The following is a 15,972-nucleotide window of genomic DNA, read 5'->3' on the forward strand; positions in this document are numbered from 1 at the left end:
GATTAAAAATCAGTTTTTATTAAATCAATTTGATGAGAGAAACATTCCATGAATATGCACAATACCGGTGGGGCAATGAAAGCGATGTCGTTTTTAGGGCGTATTAAAAAACGCACCTGGATTATTATCGGGGTGGTGATTCTCACTCTGGTGGCATTGTTACTCTGGTTGCTGATTTCCATAGCTGCTTGGTTATGGGGCAAAGCGTCCTCGGGTGATATGGGTTCGCTGATTCCAGAAAATGCACTGGCACAACTACAACAGCTTTCACCAGAACTTGCGCAATCGCTGGAGGAGGTCACACAACCTTTAACGGAGCTGGCACAGCCGCTAGAGCAACTCGGGCAACCACTTGAACAGCTTAAACAGCCGCTGCAGGAACTCACCCAGCCTTTGGAAAATGTGGTGCCAGAAGTCAAAGCCCAAGCTCAGGCTCAAGCCTTGGAGTTGGTGGAGCAGGCGCAAAATGTAGTACCTGAGCTAAAAAATCAGGTGGAGCAAATGATGCCTAACATTGACCTAAACAAGGCTTTGCCCGAGCGCGATGTCAGTGGTATTGACCCAGGCCCGGTGGCGCGCTTCCCCGGTTTGGTGCGTACCGCGTTTGCGCGTGATGGCGAATTGTTAACGGTAGATTACGAAGGCAGAGCGGCATTAACCGACGCGCTTGATCATTACCTGAAGGGATTTGTGGATGCTGGTTTCAGCCACGAAGTTTTACGTGCGGATGGCAATGCCGAGGTGCATAAATTTGTGCAGGGCGATAGCGCAATTCAGTTGTCATTGCTGCAAACGGCAACCAACAGGCTTTACGTGCAGCTTAAACAGACACCCTAAAAAATGGCGCCCCAGGGCGCCATTTTTTATTGCGAAACTAATCCGCGATTAAGCGCGTGATTTGTATTCGCCGGTGCGGGTGTCGATGATGATCTTCTGACCGATTTCAACAAACGCAGCCACTTGCAATTCAGTGCCGTTGTTGAGTTTTGCGGTTTTCATCACTTTGCCAGAGGTGTCGCCACGCACTGCAGGTTCGGTGTAAGCCACTTCGCGAGTGATTGCGTTAGGTGGAGTTACAGAGATAACTTTACCTTCGTAGAACACGGCATCACACACGTCTTCCATGCCATCTTCCATCCAGGGCAACAGGTCGCCCAATTCTTCTGCAGTTACTTCGTATTGGTTGAACTCTGGGTCCATGAATACGTACATTGGGTCAGCGTAGTAAGAGTAGGTTACTTCTTTGCGATCCAATTGGATGTCTTCGAACTTGTCGTCAGCGCGGTATACGGTTTCAGTATTGATACCGTTCAACAGGTTCTTCAGCTTCATTTTTACAACAGCAGAGTTACGGCCAGATTTGTTGTATTCCGCTTTTTGGATAACCCAGGGTGAGCCGTCGATCATTACGACGTTGCCAGCGCGACAGTCTTGTGCAATTTTCATGGTAGATCCTGATTTGCAATGGTTAATGTAAGAGCAGGGCGACCCAAGACCACGCAGCGCGTGATGCCAAGGCTCCCCAAAGGTGAAAATAGGCGCGCTACTATACAGTTGTTTATGGCTTTTCTGTAGTGCTTTTTGCCCTGCACAAGGCCGTATTGGCTCAAGTTTGCTGGCAATAGTTGATAAGTTGTCGGGCCAAATCAGGCATCTGGCTCAGTTGGTCGCTCCAGCGGCGGGCGTGTTGCTGCCACTGCGGCAGCCATTTTATGAGCTGGTCCCAGCTTGCATCGCTATAGCCCTGTTCATTCCAATCCCGCCAGAATTGCTGAAGTGCGATATTTAACGTAGGTAACTCCGGCGCGTACTGATTCAGAAATGCATTTAATTTGACCAGATGCGCGTCTTCCTCCTGTACATAAATGTGCCACACCATGGGTTTTGCCGCCCAGAGTGAGCGCACTAAAGAATCCTCCCCGCGCACAAAGTTGATGTCACAGGCCCAGAGCAGCTGGTCGTATTGCGTTTGGATCAGGAAGGGAATGATCTTGAGGGTGAGCGCGCCACTGCTATAACTATCCCCCGCAGTCAGGGTTTTACCCAGATAGGTGTTGATACTGCTGAGAATTTTCCCTTCCGGCACAAGGCAGTAAATCGGCTGGGGCGATTGCTGCCACGCCTGCAGCAGGCCATTTATCGCCGGGTTTTCGTAGGCGAAGAGTGAAATCAATAAGCTGTCAGCGGCGGGTTCAATACCCAGCTGCGCAAGCCATGTGTGCCGTGCAGTTTCCTGGAATTCATCGCGCTCGGCCAACAGCGTTTGCTCGCGCAACAGGCCGCCGGTGCGTTGGGTAAAACCGGGAAAGAAAAAAGTCTTGCGCAGCCCGGTGGCGGGGTGAACCGAGGCCATGCCATGGCACTCCTCCACCCAAGGTTCTGCACTCAAATACTCCAAATTGATCCAGCGCGGTGCTTGTGCCTGGTTTTTGCGCGCTGCCATGGTGTGCAGGAAACATGCGGGCATGTCGCAGGCAAAGGCTTCAATCACCACCGCTGCGGGTTCAATAGTAGGATCAAACTCCACCGGCCAGTGGCGCACATCAACGCCTTCCAGCCATTGTTGTGGGCTGACTTGCGCGCTTGGCCAAATACGGGTGAGTGCGCTCAAGTCGTCTACCCACAGACGCACGTTTTGGTGGTGTTCATTGATTAATTGGCGGGCGAGCCGCCAGCAGACACCTATATCGCCAAAGTTATCAACCACGCGGCAAAAAATGTCCCAGCTATTGGGGGTAGTAGAAGTCATAGGCAGAATGCAGTTAACCAGTTGGGATTAAAAACAGACGCGAATGATACCAGTGGGCAGCGGCAACGTATTCTGTCGCCATAAGCTGCACGGCCATATCGCTATGAAAAAACAACATCATGAAAAAACAACATCTGCCGCAAAAAACCTGCGTTTACTGTCAGCGCCCCTTCACCTGGCGTAAAAAGTGGGAGCGCGATTGGGAGCAGGTTAAGTATTGCTCCAAAGCCTGTGGCGCCGCGGCGCGTAAACATTCACCCAAAACCACTGGGGACAATTCACACCATGCCTAATACCCAAGCACGGCAAGCGATTCGCCATTTATGCCTGATTCTCGGCGATCAGCTCAACCGCGATAGCTTATTGTTCGAAGGTTTTGACCCCCAAAAAGATCGCCTGTGGATGGCCGAAGTCATGGAGGAGAGCACTCACGTGCCCTCCAACAAGCAGCGCAGCGTGCTGTTTTTGGCGGCCATGCGCCACTTTGCCCAGAGCCTGCGCGACGAAGGTTTGCCGCTGGATTATTTATCCTTGGATACAAGCGACTTATCGCCAAACGAAGGTAAGGCGACAATCAACTCGGCGCATCAGAGTTTAACCAGCGCGCTGGCGCACAGCCTGCAACAGTATCAGGTGCAGAGCCTGAAGCTGGTGCTGCCGGGGGATTATCGGGTACTGCAGAGCCTCAAACACTATTGTGCTGACCGGCAACTGCCGCTGGAGTTGTTGGCAGACAATCACTTTATCGCCAAACCCGGTGAGTTCAGCGCTTGGCAAAAGGGTAAAAAGCAGTGGCGCATGGAGTACTGGTATCGCCAGTTGCGCAAGCGCACCGGCATTCTTATGCGCGGCGACCAACCCGAAGGCGGTGATTGGAACTACGACAAAGACAATCGCGGCACCTTCTCCAGCCAAGGGCCGGGGCTGCTGGACGAGGCGTTGCTGTTTGTTGCGGATGAGATTACCCAATCGGCTATAAGCACCGTCACTCGCCTGTTGCCTGACAACCCCGGCAACTTGATGAGTTTCGGCTGGCCGGTGAAGCGCCAACAGGCACTGCAGTTGTTGGAGTTTTTTATCGCCAAGCAACTGCCGCTGTTTGGCGAGTATCAGGATGCCATGTGGACTAATGAACCCTGGCTCTACCACTCGCGGCTATCGGCAGCGCTTAACCTCAAACTGCTGTCGCCGCTGGAAGTGATTCAGGCCGCCGAGCAAGCCTATGCACAGGGCAAGGCGCCACTGAATGCCGTGGAGGGGTTTATTCGCCAAATTCTGGGCTGGCGCGAATTTGTGCGCGGTTTGTATTGGAGTTTGATGCCGGATTGGCACAGCATGAATGCGCTGGATGCCCGGCATAACCTGCCGGATTTTTACTGGACGGGGCAGGTGGATATGCGGTGTTTGGCGCAGAGCATTCAGCAAGTACTGGATCATGGTTACGGTCACCACATTCAGCGGTTGATGGTGACGGGCTTGTTTGCCCAGCTGTGGCAAACCCAGCCGCATCAGATTCACGCCTGGTATTTGGCCATGTATGTGGATGCCGTGGAGTGGGTAGAACTACCGAATGTTTTAGGGATGAGCCAATACGCCGATGGTGGCATAATGGCGTCCAAGCCCTACATTGCCACTGGCCGCTACGTTGCCAAAATGAGCAACTACTGCGCTGGCTGCCGCTATAAACCCGATGAAGCCGAGACCGACAACGCCTGTCCTTTCACTACGCTTTATTGGGAATTTTTGGCAACGCATCGCGCGCGATTTGCAAATCACCCGCGTTTGGCCTTGCAGGTTAAACACCTGGATAATCACAACGCGGAAAAACGCGCAGCTATCGCCAAACGCGCGCAGTGGGTTAGGGAACACTATTCAGCCACTAACTACCTCGCCAATCACCAGACTTGATCGGAATTTTTTATGGCCTCACTGCAAGATCAACTGTTAAAAGCCGGTTTAATCGACACCAAAAAAGCGAAACAAGCCAACAAAGAAAAGCGCAAAGAAAATAATGTGGCGCGCCGCTCCAACGAAGAAAAAGTGGATGAAATAAAACAATCCGCCGAGCAAGCGCGTTTGGAAAAAGCTGAGCGCGACCGCGAATTAAATCGCCAGCGGGATTTGGAGTTGCAACAAAAAGCCATAGCCGCCCAAATCAAACAACTGATTGAAAATCATCGCCAGAAAAAAGGCGCCGGTGAAAACGATGTGGAATACAACTTTACCGATGGCAAACTGATTAAAAAAATGCGGGTATCGCCACTGGTGCTAGAGCAAATTGCCCGTGGCCTGTTAGCGGTTGTGAAACTCGGCGAGGGCTATGAATTAGTGCCGCGCATAGTGGCCGATAAAATCGCCCAGCGCGATGAAAAATACGTAGTGGTTGCCAATACCAAACAAGACAACAAAGTCGATGAAGATGACCCCTACAAGGATTATGTCATCCCCGATGATTTGATGTGGTAGGGCTATGTGGAACCCCATCCGCGCGGTGCTGCGCAGTCAATCGCCACGCGGTATAAAAATTATTGCGCTCAGTTTAATGTTGGTGCTTGTTTGTGCCGCACCGATCATGCTTTACAGCTTGTTTAACCCGGAAACCGGCGGCGCTTTGTGGATGGGCTGGTTGTTTGCCCTGGGAGCTGTGGTTGCGCATATTGGTTTTTTTGTAGGCATTGTCTTGGTGATTTGGGATATGTACTTCGCTAAAAAATAAAGCTCACAGTGCAAGGTCTAGTATAAAAAATCGGCGGGTTGGTGTGACCCGCCGATTTTTTTTTAACATCTAAATAAAAAATTAAAACTCGCCTAAAAAACCGCCCGATTGATGCGCCCACAGCTGCGCATAAACGCCGCCTAAGGCGATGAGTTCAGCGTGGGTTCCCTGTTCAATAATCTGGCCTTTGTCCAACACAATTAAACGATCCAGCGCCGCAATCGTGGATAAACGGTGGGCAATCGCAATCACCGTCTTGCCTTGCATGAGTGTGGTTAAATTGGTTTGAATCGCCGCTTCCACTTCTGAATCCAGCGCTGAAGTCGCTTCATCCATAATTAAAATGGGCGCGTTTTTGATTAGCACGCGCGCAATCGCAATGCGCTGGCGCTGGCCGCCAGAGAGCTTCACGCCGCGCTCGCCCACGTGGGCGTCATAACCGGTGCGCCCCTCGTTGTCGCTCAAGCCCATAATAAAATCGTGAGCTTCCGCTTGTTGTGCAGCGCGAATCATATCGGCTTCGGTCGCATCGGGTTTGCCATAGAGCAGGTTGTCGCGAATTGAGCGATGCAGTAGCGAGGTATCCTGAGTCACCATACCAATTTGCGCGCGCAGGCTCTCTTGTTTGACCTCGGCTATGTTTTGGTTGTCGATCAGAATGCTGCCGGCATCCACATCGTAAAAACGCAGCAGTAAATTCACCAGTGTGGATTTGCCCGCGCCAGAGCGGCCCACCAAACCAATTTTTTCACCGGGCTTAATGTGCAAATTAAAATGTTGTAGCAGGCCTTGGGGTTTGCCGTAATTAAAACAAACCGCCTGAAAATCTATCGCGCTCTGTTGTACCACCAAGGCTTTGGCTTGAGGTTTGTCCTGAACGTCGCGGGGAATCGCCAGAGTATTTAACCCATCCCGAGCGGTGCCGATATTTTCAAACAGGGCAGAGACTTCCCACATAATCCACTGCGCCATACCGTTTAAACGCAGCACCAAACCCACAGCAGCGGCGATAGCACCGGTGGTAATCGCGGCACTAGACCACAACCAGAGTGATGTGGCGGCAATGGAAAAAATAAGAATAACGCTAATCACCCAAACGCTAGTGCCCAACAAAGTCGCAAGTCGCATTTGCGGGTGTACCGTGGTTAAAAAATATTCCATGCCCTGTTTGGCATAATCGGCTTCGCGATTGGAATGCGAAAATAATTTAACCGTAGAAATGTTGGTGTAGGTATCTACCAAGCGGCCGGTCATGTCTGAGCGAGCGTGAGCCTGCGCGGTAGAGATTTTGGAAAGTCGCGGTAAGAAGTAATAGAGCAAACCGCAATAGGCAAAAAACCACACAATCAGCGGCAGGGCAAGGCGCCAATCCAGCGCAAAAGCCAGCACCAGAATGCTGCTGAAATACACCATAACGTAGAGCAGCACATCCAGTAATTTCATAATGGTTTCGCGCACTGCCAGCGCGGTTTGCATCACCTTGGTAGCGACGCGACCGGCAAATTCATTTTGATAAAACTGGTAACTCTGCCCCAGCAAGTAGCGATGCGCCTGCCAGCGAATGCGCATGGGGAAATTGCCGAGCAGGGTTTGGTGCATTAATAGTGAGTGCATCAACACCGACAGCGGCAAACCCACCAGCAGAATAAAACTCATCCAAAGTAATTCACGGCGCGATTCCGCCCAAAAGCTGGAAGGCGAGTGTTGGTTGAGTGAGTCCACCAAATCGCCCAAAAAACCAAAGAGCGACACCTCCAAAACCGCAATCAGGCCGGTGAATAGTGCCATGGCGATTAAATAAAACTCAGCGCCACGGCTGTAGTGGCGACAAAAGGCATAGAGGGTTTTGGGTGGGCTGGTGGGTTCTTCAGGCGGAAAGGGTTTTATCAGGCTTTCAAAAAAACGAAACATAATACAATCGCCGGTAATAAATGAATGAAACGGGTTTTCGCCGGAAAGTGCTGGCTAAAAACTGTGCGGCTATTGTAGCAGCTCACTCCGGGGACTTCGTGTAACCAAGTGTTAAGTTGCGGTGCTACACTGTCGCCCGATACCTTTGCGAGGGGCAAAATAAACAGCACCAAGGCTGGTAATGCTCCGGTTATTAATGATTAGTAATAAGTAGGTGATTATGAGAAATGCATTGACGGTATTCGGCGCAGGTTGTTTGGGTGGGTTAGTTATGTGTGTGGTGATGTGGTTGTTCAGTTATTACGGAATCACACAGTCGTTAAATGTGCGTCTGTCTGGCTCGGTATCACCCCATTGGATGTATCCGCGTATTGTGTGGGGCGGTTTATGGGGCTTGTTATTTTTGCTACCCATTTATGCAAGTAGTACTTTTGCACGCAGTTTTGTTATCGCGCTGATTCCAACCTTGATCCAACTCTTTGTGTTTTATCCGTTTTACGAGGGCAAGGGGGTTGCAGGCTTGTCGTTGGGTTTACTGACACCATTCCTGGTGTTCTTTTTCTTTTGGGTGTGGTCTTTAACCACCGCCGTCAGTTTGCGTGTCTCTTAAATAGATTGGTTATAAAAAATGAACGCTTTTTTTGTTGTATGTAAATTATTTTTTTTCGGCCTTCTTGCGGTTAGCGCAAATGCGCAGTTGCTGCCAGACAACAATAATTTGAATGTGCAGTCAGTCAATCGTTGGATGCAAAGTAATCGTGACATGGCACCACTGGTACAAGCAGTGGATGCCTATCATCTCACCCCTGAGTCATTTAAAACGTTTGAGGCATTATCGCCGCTGCAGCAAGATGAGCAAATTGAGCGCGTACTGCGCGAGGCAAACTTAATGGAGCAGGCGACTAAAGTAGCGCGTCAACATGGCTGGAAGTCGATAGGCGAATATATGCGTTTAAGTACGAAGCTGGGTAATGCTATAGCTGCTTATTTTTTATTGGGTGACCTAGGCAAGGTAACTGAAGAGCAGGCTAAAGAATTAAAAGAAAAAGCCGACCCCGCAGTGCTAGCCGTTCCTCAAGCCGACATAGATTTTATTCGCCGCAATGAAAAAACCTTGCAACAATACATTCAGGCATATAGTGCTGGCCGTTAATTTTTTTGGCTCATTCCTAAAACAAAAGGCGGACACTACAATGTCCGCCTTTTTATTTCCCGCCGGTAATTCTTTTTATTATTTATTGTTAATTATTAGACAGTCTTGAAAAGCTGATAACCGGGTTAGCGAGAGCCACCTGTTAAGCTCAGGTATACCAAGGTTTGGTTTAACAGCTGATAGGCAACCTCCCCAAAAGTGATAGGGCCGGTTAGATCTCTGGTCTTTTTCCCTTCGAGTTCAGAATAAAGATAATTCAAAATACAGTTGCAGGAGAAAGAGATTCCCTCGCTGGCTGACGCAGATAATTCTTTGTTAAAACTTTCCAAATAATTGTCTACTGGTTTGGCAAATCGATAACTGATGTCGGCAAACACCGGTGCATATAAATCTACTTTGTTATTGTATTCATCGAGCTGCTGGATACTGACATTGACCATCACGCCCGAATAATTCGCAACCAGCGGTAAACGAGTGTCAATTTTGGCGTGTTTGATGTAATCCACGAGATTGGCTGGCTCACCATTGATGGTGCAATCGCTAGCGCTGAAGCCGGTGTTTTTAAATTTGATTTCCGGACCTGTTCCTTGGGTAAATAAATTAACAATATTTATGTTCGCTAATTGATTTACCGGCAGTGGAATGTGCATTGCAACTGCTTGCTGATCAAAAAGCATGCCTCTCGCCGGTCCAAAGCCAACTTTGGCGCTATTTTTACCCAGCTCATCCAAATGCACACCAGAAATCCAACCAATAATGGGAGAGAAATACATATTCGGGTATTCAGGCGAATGTTGCGCATAACTCAAATGAATCTCTGACATGGCTGGCAAAATTACGATGGTGAAACCGTGTTCCGGCGCTTCTTGTGCTATTCGGGAAATAGAATTGACATCATAAAGAGCAATACGCGGTGCCTTGGATGGTTGTACGCCCTCTATAGTGTGTACAAACATCGATGTGCGATCAGCCTTACCACCCTCTGTTGTCATAAAGTAGGGGATTGTACCTGCTATCCAATTGCCGGATGGTAGATCAGCCAGTAGGGATTCATCTGCAGCAATTACTAAATAATCACCGCGGTTTATTTTTTCAATAAGTTCTGCGCGCCCGATGAGCTCGCTGCGAATACTAATATCGGCTTCGTATGCCATAGGTTGCTCCTTGGGTGACAGATTAATATGTTTGGCTGTTGGTCATTACCAAACGCAACTCTTGTTGCATAAAGCGCTGATTGTGTTTAATGAAGTCTCTGATTTTGCGGGCAGCGTTGAGTTCAACCACAGGGTCGGGATTCATCAATAGTTGTGAGCGCAGGTTGGCTAATAATAATTTATAGGCAATATGGGAGCTTGGAATGAATGAGTCGTCTTTGAGTATTTTCTGCCAGACACTACTGCTCGCATCAGGAAGTGTAAATTGGCTATCTTCCGGTGCATTCATTAATTGATTAATTAAAATCAATTCCCGCTTAAGGTTGCGTGCATTTTTTCTGAAGAATTCGCGCAGTGAATTAAGGGTATTGATTCGCTGTTGGTTGTCATCTGTCTGTGAAAATGCGTGACGTAAGCGAACCAGAAATAAGTTTAACGGAACATTGGTGGATTTTAAGTCAAGTTTTCCGGTGATAAGTTTAAGCCAAATGCTATTTTTTAACGCAGGCAATACTAGTTTGGCTGCTCCGGTTTGGCGCTCTTCAGTATCTTGCTTTTTAGCTGTTATTGCACAGACTTGGCTAACTTCTGTAGTCAAATGATTAACTTGGGATATGAAAAATTTCCGTAACTCAGTAACAGCTTCACTAATCGAGCTGTTTATATTGGGGTCAATAATATTCAACTTTATTTTAGAGAGCATTAAGCGAAGTGGGAATGATTGAGTCTTTAGGTGAAACTTGTCGTAAACCATGTTTTCCCAGATGGGATCAATTTCGGTTGGCAATAACAATGCTTGCCTATAAGTCTCTGGCGTTTTTTCAATGTCGTTAATTATTTCTTCAACCAGCGATAACTCAACCAGTAACATGTAGGATATGGCTTCGCTAGTTAGACCTCGTGTATTTGCCAGTGCCACTTGCTGACGCAACTGATGTGTGTAGGTGCGATTAGCCTCACCAATAAAATGAGGCTGCAATAAACTTTCGCGGCCAATTCCTGCAGTGCAAATAGTTGAATCGTAAAAAGAAGATATAACCTGGCAGCTATATTGCCCGATTCGCGTATGTGTCCAGCGCTTTTGTTGATTGTTCTGTTCAATTCTTGAAGCTTTTGTATCGTTCTTTTTACTGAAGAGCGAAAAAGCAGATTTTTCTGTGTGATAGCCAATGGTGATTTTTATTATTTTATTTCTTTCATCAATTTCAAAGTTTTGAATGTACCAAGGTGTTGCTATACCCAGAATGGATTCAAAATAATATTTCGGTTGTTTAACCATCTGATACTCCTTTCTTTGTGTTTTTAAGGGTTGTCAATTGTCAAAAAAAATCACTTCGACAAAACCTCAGGTCAAAGTACAGTCATGATCGTTAAACGATTTTTTCATCCGCCATTCATTATTATGATTTTGCCTGTGAGGCGGGCGCGCGATTATGAACATCTGAATGATCAGATGGTAGGCCTTTTCAAGAAAACAAAAAAATTATGGCGTTTAAAATTGCGTGATTGCCGTATTGTTTAAAAAATTCATGAATTACATAGATAAATCAAAAAATAATCATATTTATAAATTTATATTTATATGATTTTCATAGGCTTTGATTTTTATTTTATGCGAGGTGTTTCGCGAAAATTGATCCTTACTGTTCTCATTCTGAAATTATTGTGAAATTGTTGCGCCGCTATAGTGGCAGCCGAAAAAATTCGGTTGATGAGATAATTTTAAGGATTGGATTATGCAGTTCATTACATCAGTTTTGAAGGATGATATTTTTGCAGATAAAAAACATAAGAGTGGTTCGGAGTTTTCCGGTCGATTACGTGTAGGTATTCTGGGGACGGGGAAAATAGGTACTGATCTTTTATTGAAAGTTAAGCGCTCTGCTTGGTTGGAACCTGTCATTTTTGCGGGAAGAAATTTGCAGTCAGCGGGTATGCAATACGCCCAGGGTTTGGGAATCCCGGTTTCGGATAAAGGGATTAATACTTTTTTTGCTCCAAATATTCATTGTGACATTGTATTTGATGCGACTTCTGCAGCAGACCATGTTGCGCATGCGCAGTGCCTAGATCAGTTGGGCATTTTTGCGATTGATCTGACACCTTCCCAAATCGGCGAATGTTGCGTGCCTGCGCTGGGGATGAACGAAGTGTTGGAAAATAAAAATATCAGTATGATTTCCTGTGGCGGTCAATCCTCTATTCCTCTGGCGCAGGCCCTGGTGAAGGTGATCCCTAATATCCAACAGCTGAGCGTTACATCACTGGTTTCACCTGATTCTATAGGGCCGGCAACGCTTGCTAATATCGAAGAGTATTATCGCAATACTCGCAGCGGTTTATACAAATACACAGGTATTGAGTCGATTGAAGTGGCACTGCTGAGCAACGAGGCACATGCAGGCAAACCTATGTTAAATAGAATTTGTGCCTATGCAGATAATATTGATCTTGCAAAGTTGCAGCTTGCCTTGAATGAAATGGAACAGCGGGTGCAGACCTATGTGCCAGGTTATCAATTGCAAGGATCGCCCAAGCTTATTGATGGTGGTGTGCAAATTGAGCTGATTGTTGAGGGTGTTGGCGATTACTTGCCGACCTATGCCGGTAATTTGGATATCATCAACTGCGCGGCCATAGCAGTTGCGGAGCAATATGCAAAGGTCAGGCTGATTGAATGTAATTGCCAAAAACAAACGCAAGATGATTTGCGTACTTTGGTGGAAGAATGTTAATCCAGCGCTGAAATTGTGATCTTGTAAAGCGTGTTTGTTTATTAAAAAGCATCGCTAACCCGGAAGGTGGCGATGCTTTTTGTTTGATGGCGATTTAACCGGTCAGCGTACCTGCGCGGTAATCCTGAATAGCTTGTTCAATTTCATCCGTTGTATTCATCACAAATGGGCCGTATTGAACAATGGGTTCCTTCAGTGGCTTGCCCGATATGACCAGAAAGCGCGTGTTTTCCTGCAGCCCTTCAACCCTCAGCTCATCGCCTTTGCTCAATAATCCGGCGTTACCCCGGGTAAGTTTTCGCTTGTCCTCGCCGATGGCAACATCACCTTCGTATACATAAATGAAAGTGTTGTGTTCGCCCGGAATAGCGTGGTTAAACACTGCATTTATCGGCAGATGAATATCCCAATAAATAGCTTCGGTGGATAACCCCTGTATTGGGCCGCTCACGATGTTGTTGCTGACTACGGCAGTATTTGCAATCACTTTAATTTGCCCGCCACCGGGCAATTCTGCGGTGGGTATGTGCGCAGCCGGAATATCCCGATAATGCGCGGGCTTCATTTTTTCTGCTGCCGGCAGGTTAAGCCACAGTTGGAAACCACGCATCAACCCTTGTTCTTGTTGTGGCATCTCCGAATGAATGATGCCACGTCCCGCTGTCATCCACTGTACATCACCATTGCGCAAATGACCTTTATTGCCCATGTGGTCTTCGTGCAGCATATGGCCTTCCAGCATGTAGGTGACAGTTTCGAAGCCGCGGTGAGGGTGTGCGGGAAAGCCGGCAATATAATCATCGGCACTGCTGCTGCCGAATTCATCGAGCATCAGAAATGGATCAAAGCGTGCATGTTGATTTTGCCCAAGGCTACGTTTTATGCGCACACCGGCGCCGTCACTGGTTTCGCGTCCCTGAAGGATTTGTTGTAACTGGCGTTGCATGGTTTACCCCCTTAACGGATTGTGCGCTGGAAGTGCCGCTTAGGCGGCCACTTCCTCGCTGATGGTTGCTTTGGCGGCACTAAAGGCTTCATCTTTTTTGCCCATATTCAGCCCCTCAGCATAAATAAAACGTACATCTTTGAGGCCCACAAAACTCAGGAAGTTCGTCAGAAACTGGCTTTGTGTATCACTTGGCTGGCCTTTGTGAACGCCACCGCGTGCTGCCACTATATAAACCGGCTTGTTGTCGAGCAGTCCAACGGGCCCTGTCTCGGTATATTTAAACGTGACGCCAGCGCGGGCAATGTGGTCGAAATAGGCTTTTAAAGTTGATGGTACACCGAAGTTATACAGCGGCACGCCGATTACAATCACATCGGCCGCTTGGATCTCAGCAATAATTTTATCCGAGTAGTCCACTACAGCTTGCTGCTCAGCTGTGCGATCCGTTTCTGGTGTGAAAAGCGCCTGTACACGCGCTGCATCCAGGTGGGGCACAGACTCTTTGGCAAAATCCCGAACTGTCACTGTGCCTTCAGGATGCTGTTCTTTCCAGCGCGCCACAAACTCCTGGGTCAGTTGACTGGAGTTGCCATTTTCGCCAAACAAGCTGCTATTAATTTGTAAAAGAGTTGCCATTTCATTGTCCTCATTTAATTGGCCTTATTGCCATGAGGCTATTTAATGATTTGAGTGATGAATGATAAATAGTGATATTTAGTGGTTTATGATCTAATTATTTAATCGATACTGGGCCGCTACAGGTAAATCATGATGCAGGATCAAACTCCCACAGGTTTGGTAACTACTGAAAATAAAGTGACGCTAGAACAGTGGCGCGCGCTGCTGGCGGTAATAGACGCTGGGGGTTATGCCAAAGCAGCGGAGTTGCTTAACAAAAGCCAATCCGCCGTTTCTTATGCCATCTCCCAGCTTGAGCTTGCTTTAGGTGTGAAAGTATTTCAGTTGCAGGGGCGAAAGGCTGTAGCCTCACCTGCAGGTGAGTTGTTGTATCGACGTGCCAAACAGTTGCTGGAGCAAGCTGAACGTTTGGAAAAGTCGGCGAGTTGTTTGTCGGTACAGGTCGAGCCTTTGGTGAAAATTGCTGCTGATATCATCATTCCTCCTGCGCGTGTGCTTCAGTGCCTGGCTGTTTTTGCAGAGGATTTTCCTGATACACGAGTTGAAGTGTTTGAGTCTGTGCTCAGTGGCACTGAAGATGCGCTGCTACAACGCCAGGTTGATCTGGCAATTGGAGGGCGAGTTCCTACCGGCTTTATGGGGGAAAAGCTGGTTACAGTGACTATGCGTGGTGTTTCCAGCCCGGATCATCCATTGCAGCACCTTGGCCGGCCCATTACTTATGAGGATATGCGTCAGCATCGACAAATTATCGTGCGCGACTCGGGGCAGTATCGTCGTCGCAGTGAAGGCTGGCAGGAGGCCGATCAACGCTGGACGGTGAGTCACATCAAAACCTCGCTTGATGCGATTCGCCTTGGTCTGGGGTATGCCTGGCTACCGGATGCTTACACTCAGGATGATATTGCGGCAGGAAAATTAAAGTATTTGCCTGTTGATCTGGGGGCGGTGCGCGAGGTAACGACTTACCTTACTTTTGCTGATCGCGATTTTGCCGGGCCCGCAACGCGGAGATTGGCGGAAATATTGAAAACTCATTTACCTAAAATGTGCGGGTAGCCGGTAAACTGATAGTGGGCGCCAATTAGCGATTACTAATTGGCGCCTTCATTTTATTGTTTAAATTCAACCCAAACGGGGCAGTGGTCTGATGGGCGCTCCATCGCGCGCACATCGTAATCAATACCACTGGCTACGCACTTCTCCTGCAGGCTTTTGGTTAAGAGAATCAGGTCAATTCGCAGGCCGCGTTTGGGGGTATCCTCAAAACCGCCGCTGCGGTAGTCAAACCAGCTGAATAAATCGCACACATCAGGGTGATGCTCCCTGAAGCTGTCTTTTAACCCCCACGCAAGAAGATTATCCAGCCATTCGCGCTCTTCCGGTAAAAAGCTGCACTTACCTGTTTTTAACCAGCGTTTCCGGTTTACCTCGCCAATGCCTATGTCCAAATCCTGATGAGAAATATTCATATCGCCCATAACGATTAGCTGTTTATCTGGCGATTCTGATTGTTCGATGTAGTCGATAAGGTCTGCATAGAACTTTCGCTTGGCTGGAAATTTCACCGCATGGTCACGGCTCTCGCCTTGGGGGAAGTAGCCATTGTAAATAGTGATTTCTCCAAGCGGAGTTTCAAAAACACCGCCAATAAAACGGCGTTGTGCATCATCCACATCAGTTGGGAAACCTTTAATAACTTTTTTGAAGGGATATTTTGAAAGTAGTGCGACACCATAATGTGTTTTTTGGCCAAAAAATTCTACGTGATAGCCAAGTTCTTGAATTGTTTGCAGGGGGAAGTCGGGGTCATTTACTTTGGTTTCTTGCAGCCCAATAAAATCCGGATTGTGTGTATTAATCACTGCTGTGAGCTGGTGCAGGCGGGTACGTATGCTATTGACGTTAAAAGATATTGCCTTCATGACTGAACTCATTAAAAAAACACCCAGGCAACTTCTGCCCG

General features: G+C 47.8%; 17 protein-coding genes. 9 read left to right on the forward strand and 8 right to left on the reverse strand.

Translation table 11 applies throughout. From position 1 onward, the window contains the following. Positions 1-48 precede the first annotated feature (48 nt). Complete coding sequence (locus tag ACFODX_RS15180) at positions 49-837, forward strand: hypothetical protein (protein ID WP_378120668.1); 789 nt, start codon at positions 49-51, stop codon at positions 835-837. A 48-nt stretch (positions 838-885) separates the two neighbouring features. Here ACFODX_RS15180 and efp read toward each other — a convergent pair whose 3' ends face one another. Further along, positions 886-1,446 (reverse strand): elongation factor P, encoded by a 561-nt coding sequence (gene efp / locus ACFODX_RS15185; RefSeq protein ID WP_378120670.1) that lies wholly within the window; start codon positions 1,444-1,446, stop codon positions 886-888. 160 nt (positions 1,447-1,606) lie between these two features. Beyond that, on the reverse strand, positions 1,607-2,749 hold the full coding sequence (gene earP / locus ACFODX_RS15190; protein ID WP_378120673.1) for an elongation factor P maturation arginine rhamnosyltransferase EarP: 1,143 nt from the start codon (positions 2,747-2,749) through the stop codon (positions 1,607-1,609). A gap of 119 nt (positions 2,750-2,868) precedes the next feature. On the opposite strand from earP, the gene ACFODX_RS15195 reads away from it, so the two are divergent. Genes ACFODX_RS15195 through ACFODX_RS15210 form a run of 4 tightly spaced genes read left to right on the forward strand, consistent with a single transcriptional unit; the run spans position 2,869 to position 5,465 of the window. Next, the gene (locus ACFODX_RS15195) at positions 2,869-3,042 is read left to right on the forward strand and encodes a DUF2256 domain-containing protein (protein ID WP_378120675.1); all 174 of its coding nucleotides are present in this window, start codon (positions 2,869-2,871) and stop codon (positions 3,040-3,042) included. Further along, positions 3,035-4,657 (forward strand): cryptochrome/photolyase family protein, encoded by a 1,623-nt coding sequence (locus ACFODX_RS15200; protein WP_378120677.1) that lies wholly within the window; start codon positions 3,035-3,037, stop codon positions 4,655-4,657. Before ACFODX_RS15195 ends, ACFODX_RS15200 begins: the two co-directional genes overlap by 8 nt. 12 nt (positions 4,658-4,669) lie before the next feature. Continuing rightward, on the forward strand, positions 4,670-5,215 hold the full coding sequence (locus ACFODX_RS15205; RefSeq protein ID WP_378120679.1) for a DUF2058 domain-containing protein: 546 nt from the start codon (positions 4,670-4,672) through the stop codon (positions 5,213-5,215). Between the two features lie 4 nt (positions 5,216-5,219). Continuing rightward, positions 5,220-5,465: a hypothetical protein gene (locus ACFODX_RS15210; protein ID WP_378120681.1), complete on the forward strand. Its 246-nt coding sequence runs from the start codon at positions 5,220-5,222 to the stop codon at positions 5,463-5,465. Between the two features lie 81 nt (positions 5,466-5,546). Here the strand turns inward: ACFODX_RS15210 and ACFODX_RS15215 are convergent, their stop codons facing one another. Continuing rightward, positions 5,547-7,376: an ABC transporter ATP-binding protein gene (locus tag ACFODX_RS15215; protein ID WP_378120683.1), complete on the reverse strand. Its 1,830-nt coding sequence runs from the start codon at positions 7,374-7,376 to the stop codon at positions 5,547-5,549. A 220-nt stretch (positions 7,377-7,596) separates the two neighbouring features. Between ACFODX_RS15215 and ACFODX_RS15220 the strand changes: the two genes are divergently transcribed. Together ACFODX_RS15220 and ACFODX_RS15225 are read left to right on the forward strand one after the other, a co-directional pair. After that, on the forward strand, positions 7,597-7,986 hold the full coding sequence (locus ACFODX_RS15220) for a hypothetical protein (protein ID WP_378120685.1): 390 nt from the start codon (positions 7,597-7,599) through the stop codon (positions 7,984-7,986). Positions 7,987-8,004: 18 nt separating this feature from the next. Then, on the forward strand, positions 8,005-8,529 hold the full coding sequence (locus ACFODX_RS15225) for a hypothetical protein (RefSeq protein ID WP_378120687.1): 525 nt from the start codon (positions 8,005-8,007) through the stop codon (positions 8,527-8,529). Positions 8,530-8,654: 125 nt separating this feature from the next. Here ACFODX_RS15225 and ACFODX_RS15230 read toward each other — a convergent pair whose 3' ends face one another. Beyond that, positions 8,655-9,683 carry a DUF6976 family protein gene (locus tag ACFODX_RS15230; RefSeq protein WP_378120689.1) on the reverse strand — a complete coding sequence of 343 codons (1,029 nt, stop codon included), beginning with the start codon at positions 9,681-9,683 and terminating at the stop codon, positions 8,655-8,657. A gap of 22 nt (positions 9,684-9,705) precedes the next feature. Next, positions 9,706-10,962, reverse strand: coding sequence for a hypothetical protein (locus tag ACFODX_RS15235; protein WP_378120691.1), 1,257 nt, complete (start codon positions 10,960-10,962; stop codon positions 9,706-9,708). Positions 10,963-11,419: 457 nt separating this feature from the next. Here ACFODX_RS15235 and ACFODX_RS15240 point away from each other — a divergent pair, with 457 nt between their 5' ends. After that, positions 11,420-12,418, forward strand: a complete 999-nt coding sequence (locus ACFODX_RS15240) for an acetylating acetaldehyde dehydrogenase (protein WP_378120693.1) — start codon at positions 11,420-11,422, stop codon at positions 12,416-12,418. A 94-nt stretch (positions 12,419-12,512) separates the two neighbouring features. Here the strand turns inward: ACFODX_RS15240 and ACFODX_RS15245 are convergent, their stop codons facing one another. Both ACFODX_RS15245 and ACFODX_RS15250 read right to left on the reverse strand, forming a co-directional pair. Further along, complete coding sequence (locus ACFODX_RS15245; protein ID WP_378120695.1) at positions 12,513-13,364, reverse strand: pirin family protein; 852 nt, start codon at positions 13,362-13,364, stop codon at positions 12,513-12,515. Positions 13,365-13,403: 39 nt separating this feature from the next. Continuing rightward, positions 13,404-14,003 (reverse strand): FMN-dependent NADH-azoreductase, encoded by a 600-nt coding sequence (locus ACFODX_RS15250; protein WP_378120697.1) that lies wholly within the window; start codon positions 14,001-14,003, stop codon positions 13,404-13,406. A gap of 132 nt (positions 14,004-14,135) precedes the next feature. Between ACFODX_RS15250 and ACFODX_RS15255 the strand changes: the two genes are divergently transcribed. Beyond that, positions 14,136-15,065, forward strand: a complete 930-nt coding sequence (locus ACFODX_RS15255) for a LysR family transcriptional regulator (RefSeq protein ID WP_378120699.1) — start codon at positions 14,136-14,138, stop codon at positions 15,063-15,065. Positions 15,066-15,118: 53 nt separating this feature from the next. Here the strand turns inward: ACFODX_RS15255 and xthA are convergent, their stop codons facing one another. Then, the gene (gene xthA, locus ACFODX_RS15260; protein ID WP_378120702.1) at positions 15,119-15,931 is read right to left on the reverse strand and encodes an exodeoxyribonuclease III; all 813 of its coding nucleotides are present in this window, start codon (positions 15,929-15,931) and stop codon (positions 15,119-15,121) included. Between the last annotated feature and the right edge of the window lie 41 nt (positions 15,932-15,972).

Origin of the sequence: Cellvibrio fontiphilus, from assembly GCF_042646205.1 — a bacterium.
In the GTDB taxonomy this organism is placed as follows: domain Bacteria; phylum Pseudomonadota; class Gammaproteobacteria; order Pseudomonadales; family Cellvibrionaceae; genus Cellvibrio; species Cellvibrio fontiphilus_A.

Coding starts and splice junctions, on each gene's coding strand:
- ACFODX_RS15180 (WP_378120668.1), top strand. CDS start 49: ATGAATATGCACAATACCGGTGGGGCAATGAAAGCGATGTCGTTTTTA.
- efp (WP_378120670.1), bottom strand. CDS start 1,446: ATGAAAATTGCACAAGACTGTCGCGCTGGCAACGTCGTAATGATCGAC.
- earP (WP_378120673.1), bottom strand. CDS start 2,749: ATGACTTCTACTACCCCCAATAGCTGGGACATTTTTTGCCGCGTGGTT.
- ACFODX_RS15195 (WP_378120675.1), top strand. CDS start 2,869: ATGAAAAAACAACATCTGCCGCAAAAAACCTGCGTTTACTGTCAGCGC.
- ACFODX_RS15200 (WP_378120677.1), top strand. CDS start 3,035: ATGCCTAATACCCAAGCACGGCAAGCGATTCGCCATTTATGCCTGATT.
- ACFODX_RS15205 (WP_378120679.1), top strand. CDS start 4,670: ATGGCCTCACTGCAAGATCAACTGTTAAAAGCCGGTTTAATCGACACC.
- ACFODX_RS15210 (WP_378120681.1), top strand. CDS start 5,220: ATGTGGAACCCCATCCGCGCGGTGCTGCGCAGTCAATCGCCACGCGGT.
- ACFODX_RS15215 (WP_378120683.1), bottom strand. CDS start 7,376: ATGTTTCGTTTTTTTGAAAGCCTGATAAAACCCTTTCCGCCTGAAGAA.
- ACFODX_RS15220 (WP_378120685.1), top strand. CDS start 7,597: ATGAGAAATGCATTGACGGTATTCGGCGCAGGTTGTTTGGGTGGGTTA.
- ACFODX_RS15225 (WP_378120687.1), top strand. CDS start 8,005: ATGAACGCTTTTTTTGTTGTATGTAAATTATTTTTTTTCGGCCTTCTT.
- ACFODX_RS15230 (WP_378120689.1), bottom strand. CDS start 9,683: ATGGCATACGAAGCCGATATTAGTATTCGCAGCGAGCTCATCGGGCGC.
- ACFODX_RS15235 (WP_378120691.1), bottom strand. CDS start 10,962: ATGGTTAAACAACCGAAATATTATTTTGAATCCATTCTGGGTATAGCA.
- ACFODX_RS15240 (WP_378120693.1), top strand. CDS start 11,420: ATGCAGTTCATTACATCAGTTTTGAAGGATGATATTTTTGCAGATAAA.
- ACFODX_RS15245 (WP_378120695.1), bottom strand. CDS start 13,364: ATGCAACGCCAGTTACAACAAATCCTTCAGGGACGCGAAACCAGTGAC.
- ACFODX_RS15250 (WP_378120697.1), bottom strand. CDS start 14,003: ATGGCAACTCTTTTACAAATTAATAGCAGCTTGTTTGGCGAAAATGGC.
- ACFODX_RS15255 (WP_378120699.1), top strand. CDS start 14,136: ATGATGCAGGATCAAACTCCCACAGGTTTGGTAACTACTGAAAATAAA.
- xthA (WP_378120702.1), bottom strand. CDS start 15,931: ATGAAGGCAATATCTTTTAACGTCAATAGCATACGTACCCGCCTGCAC.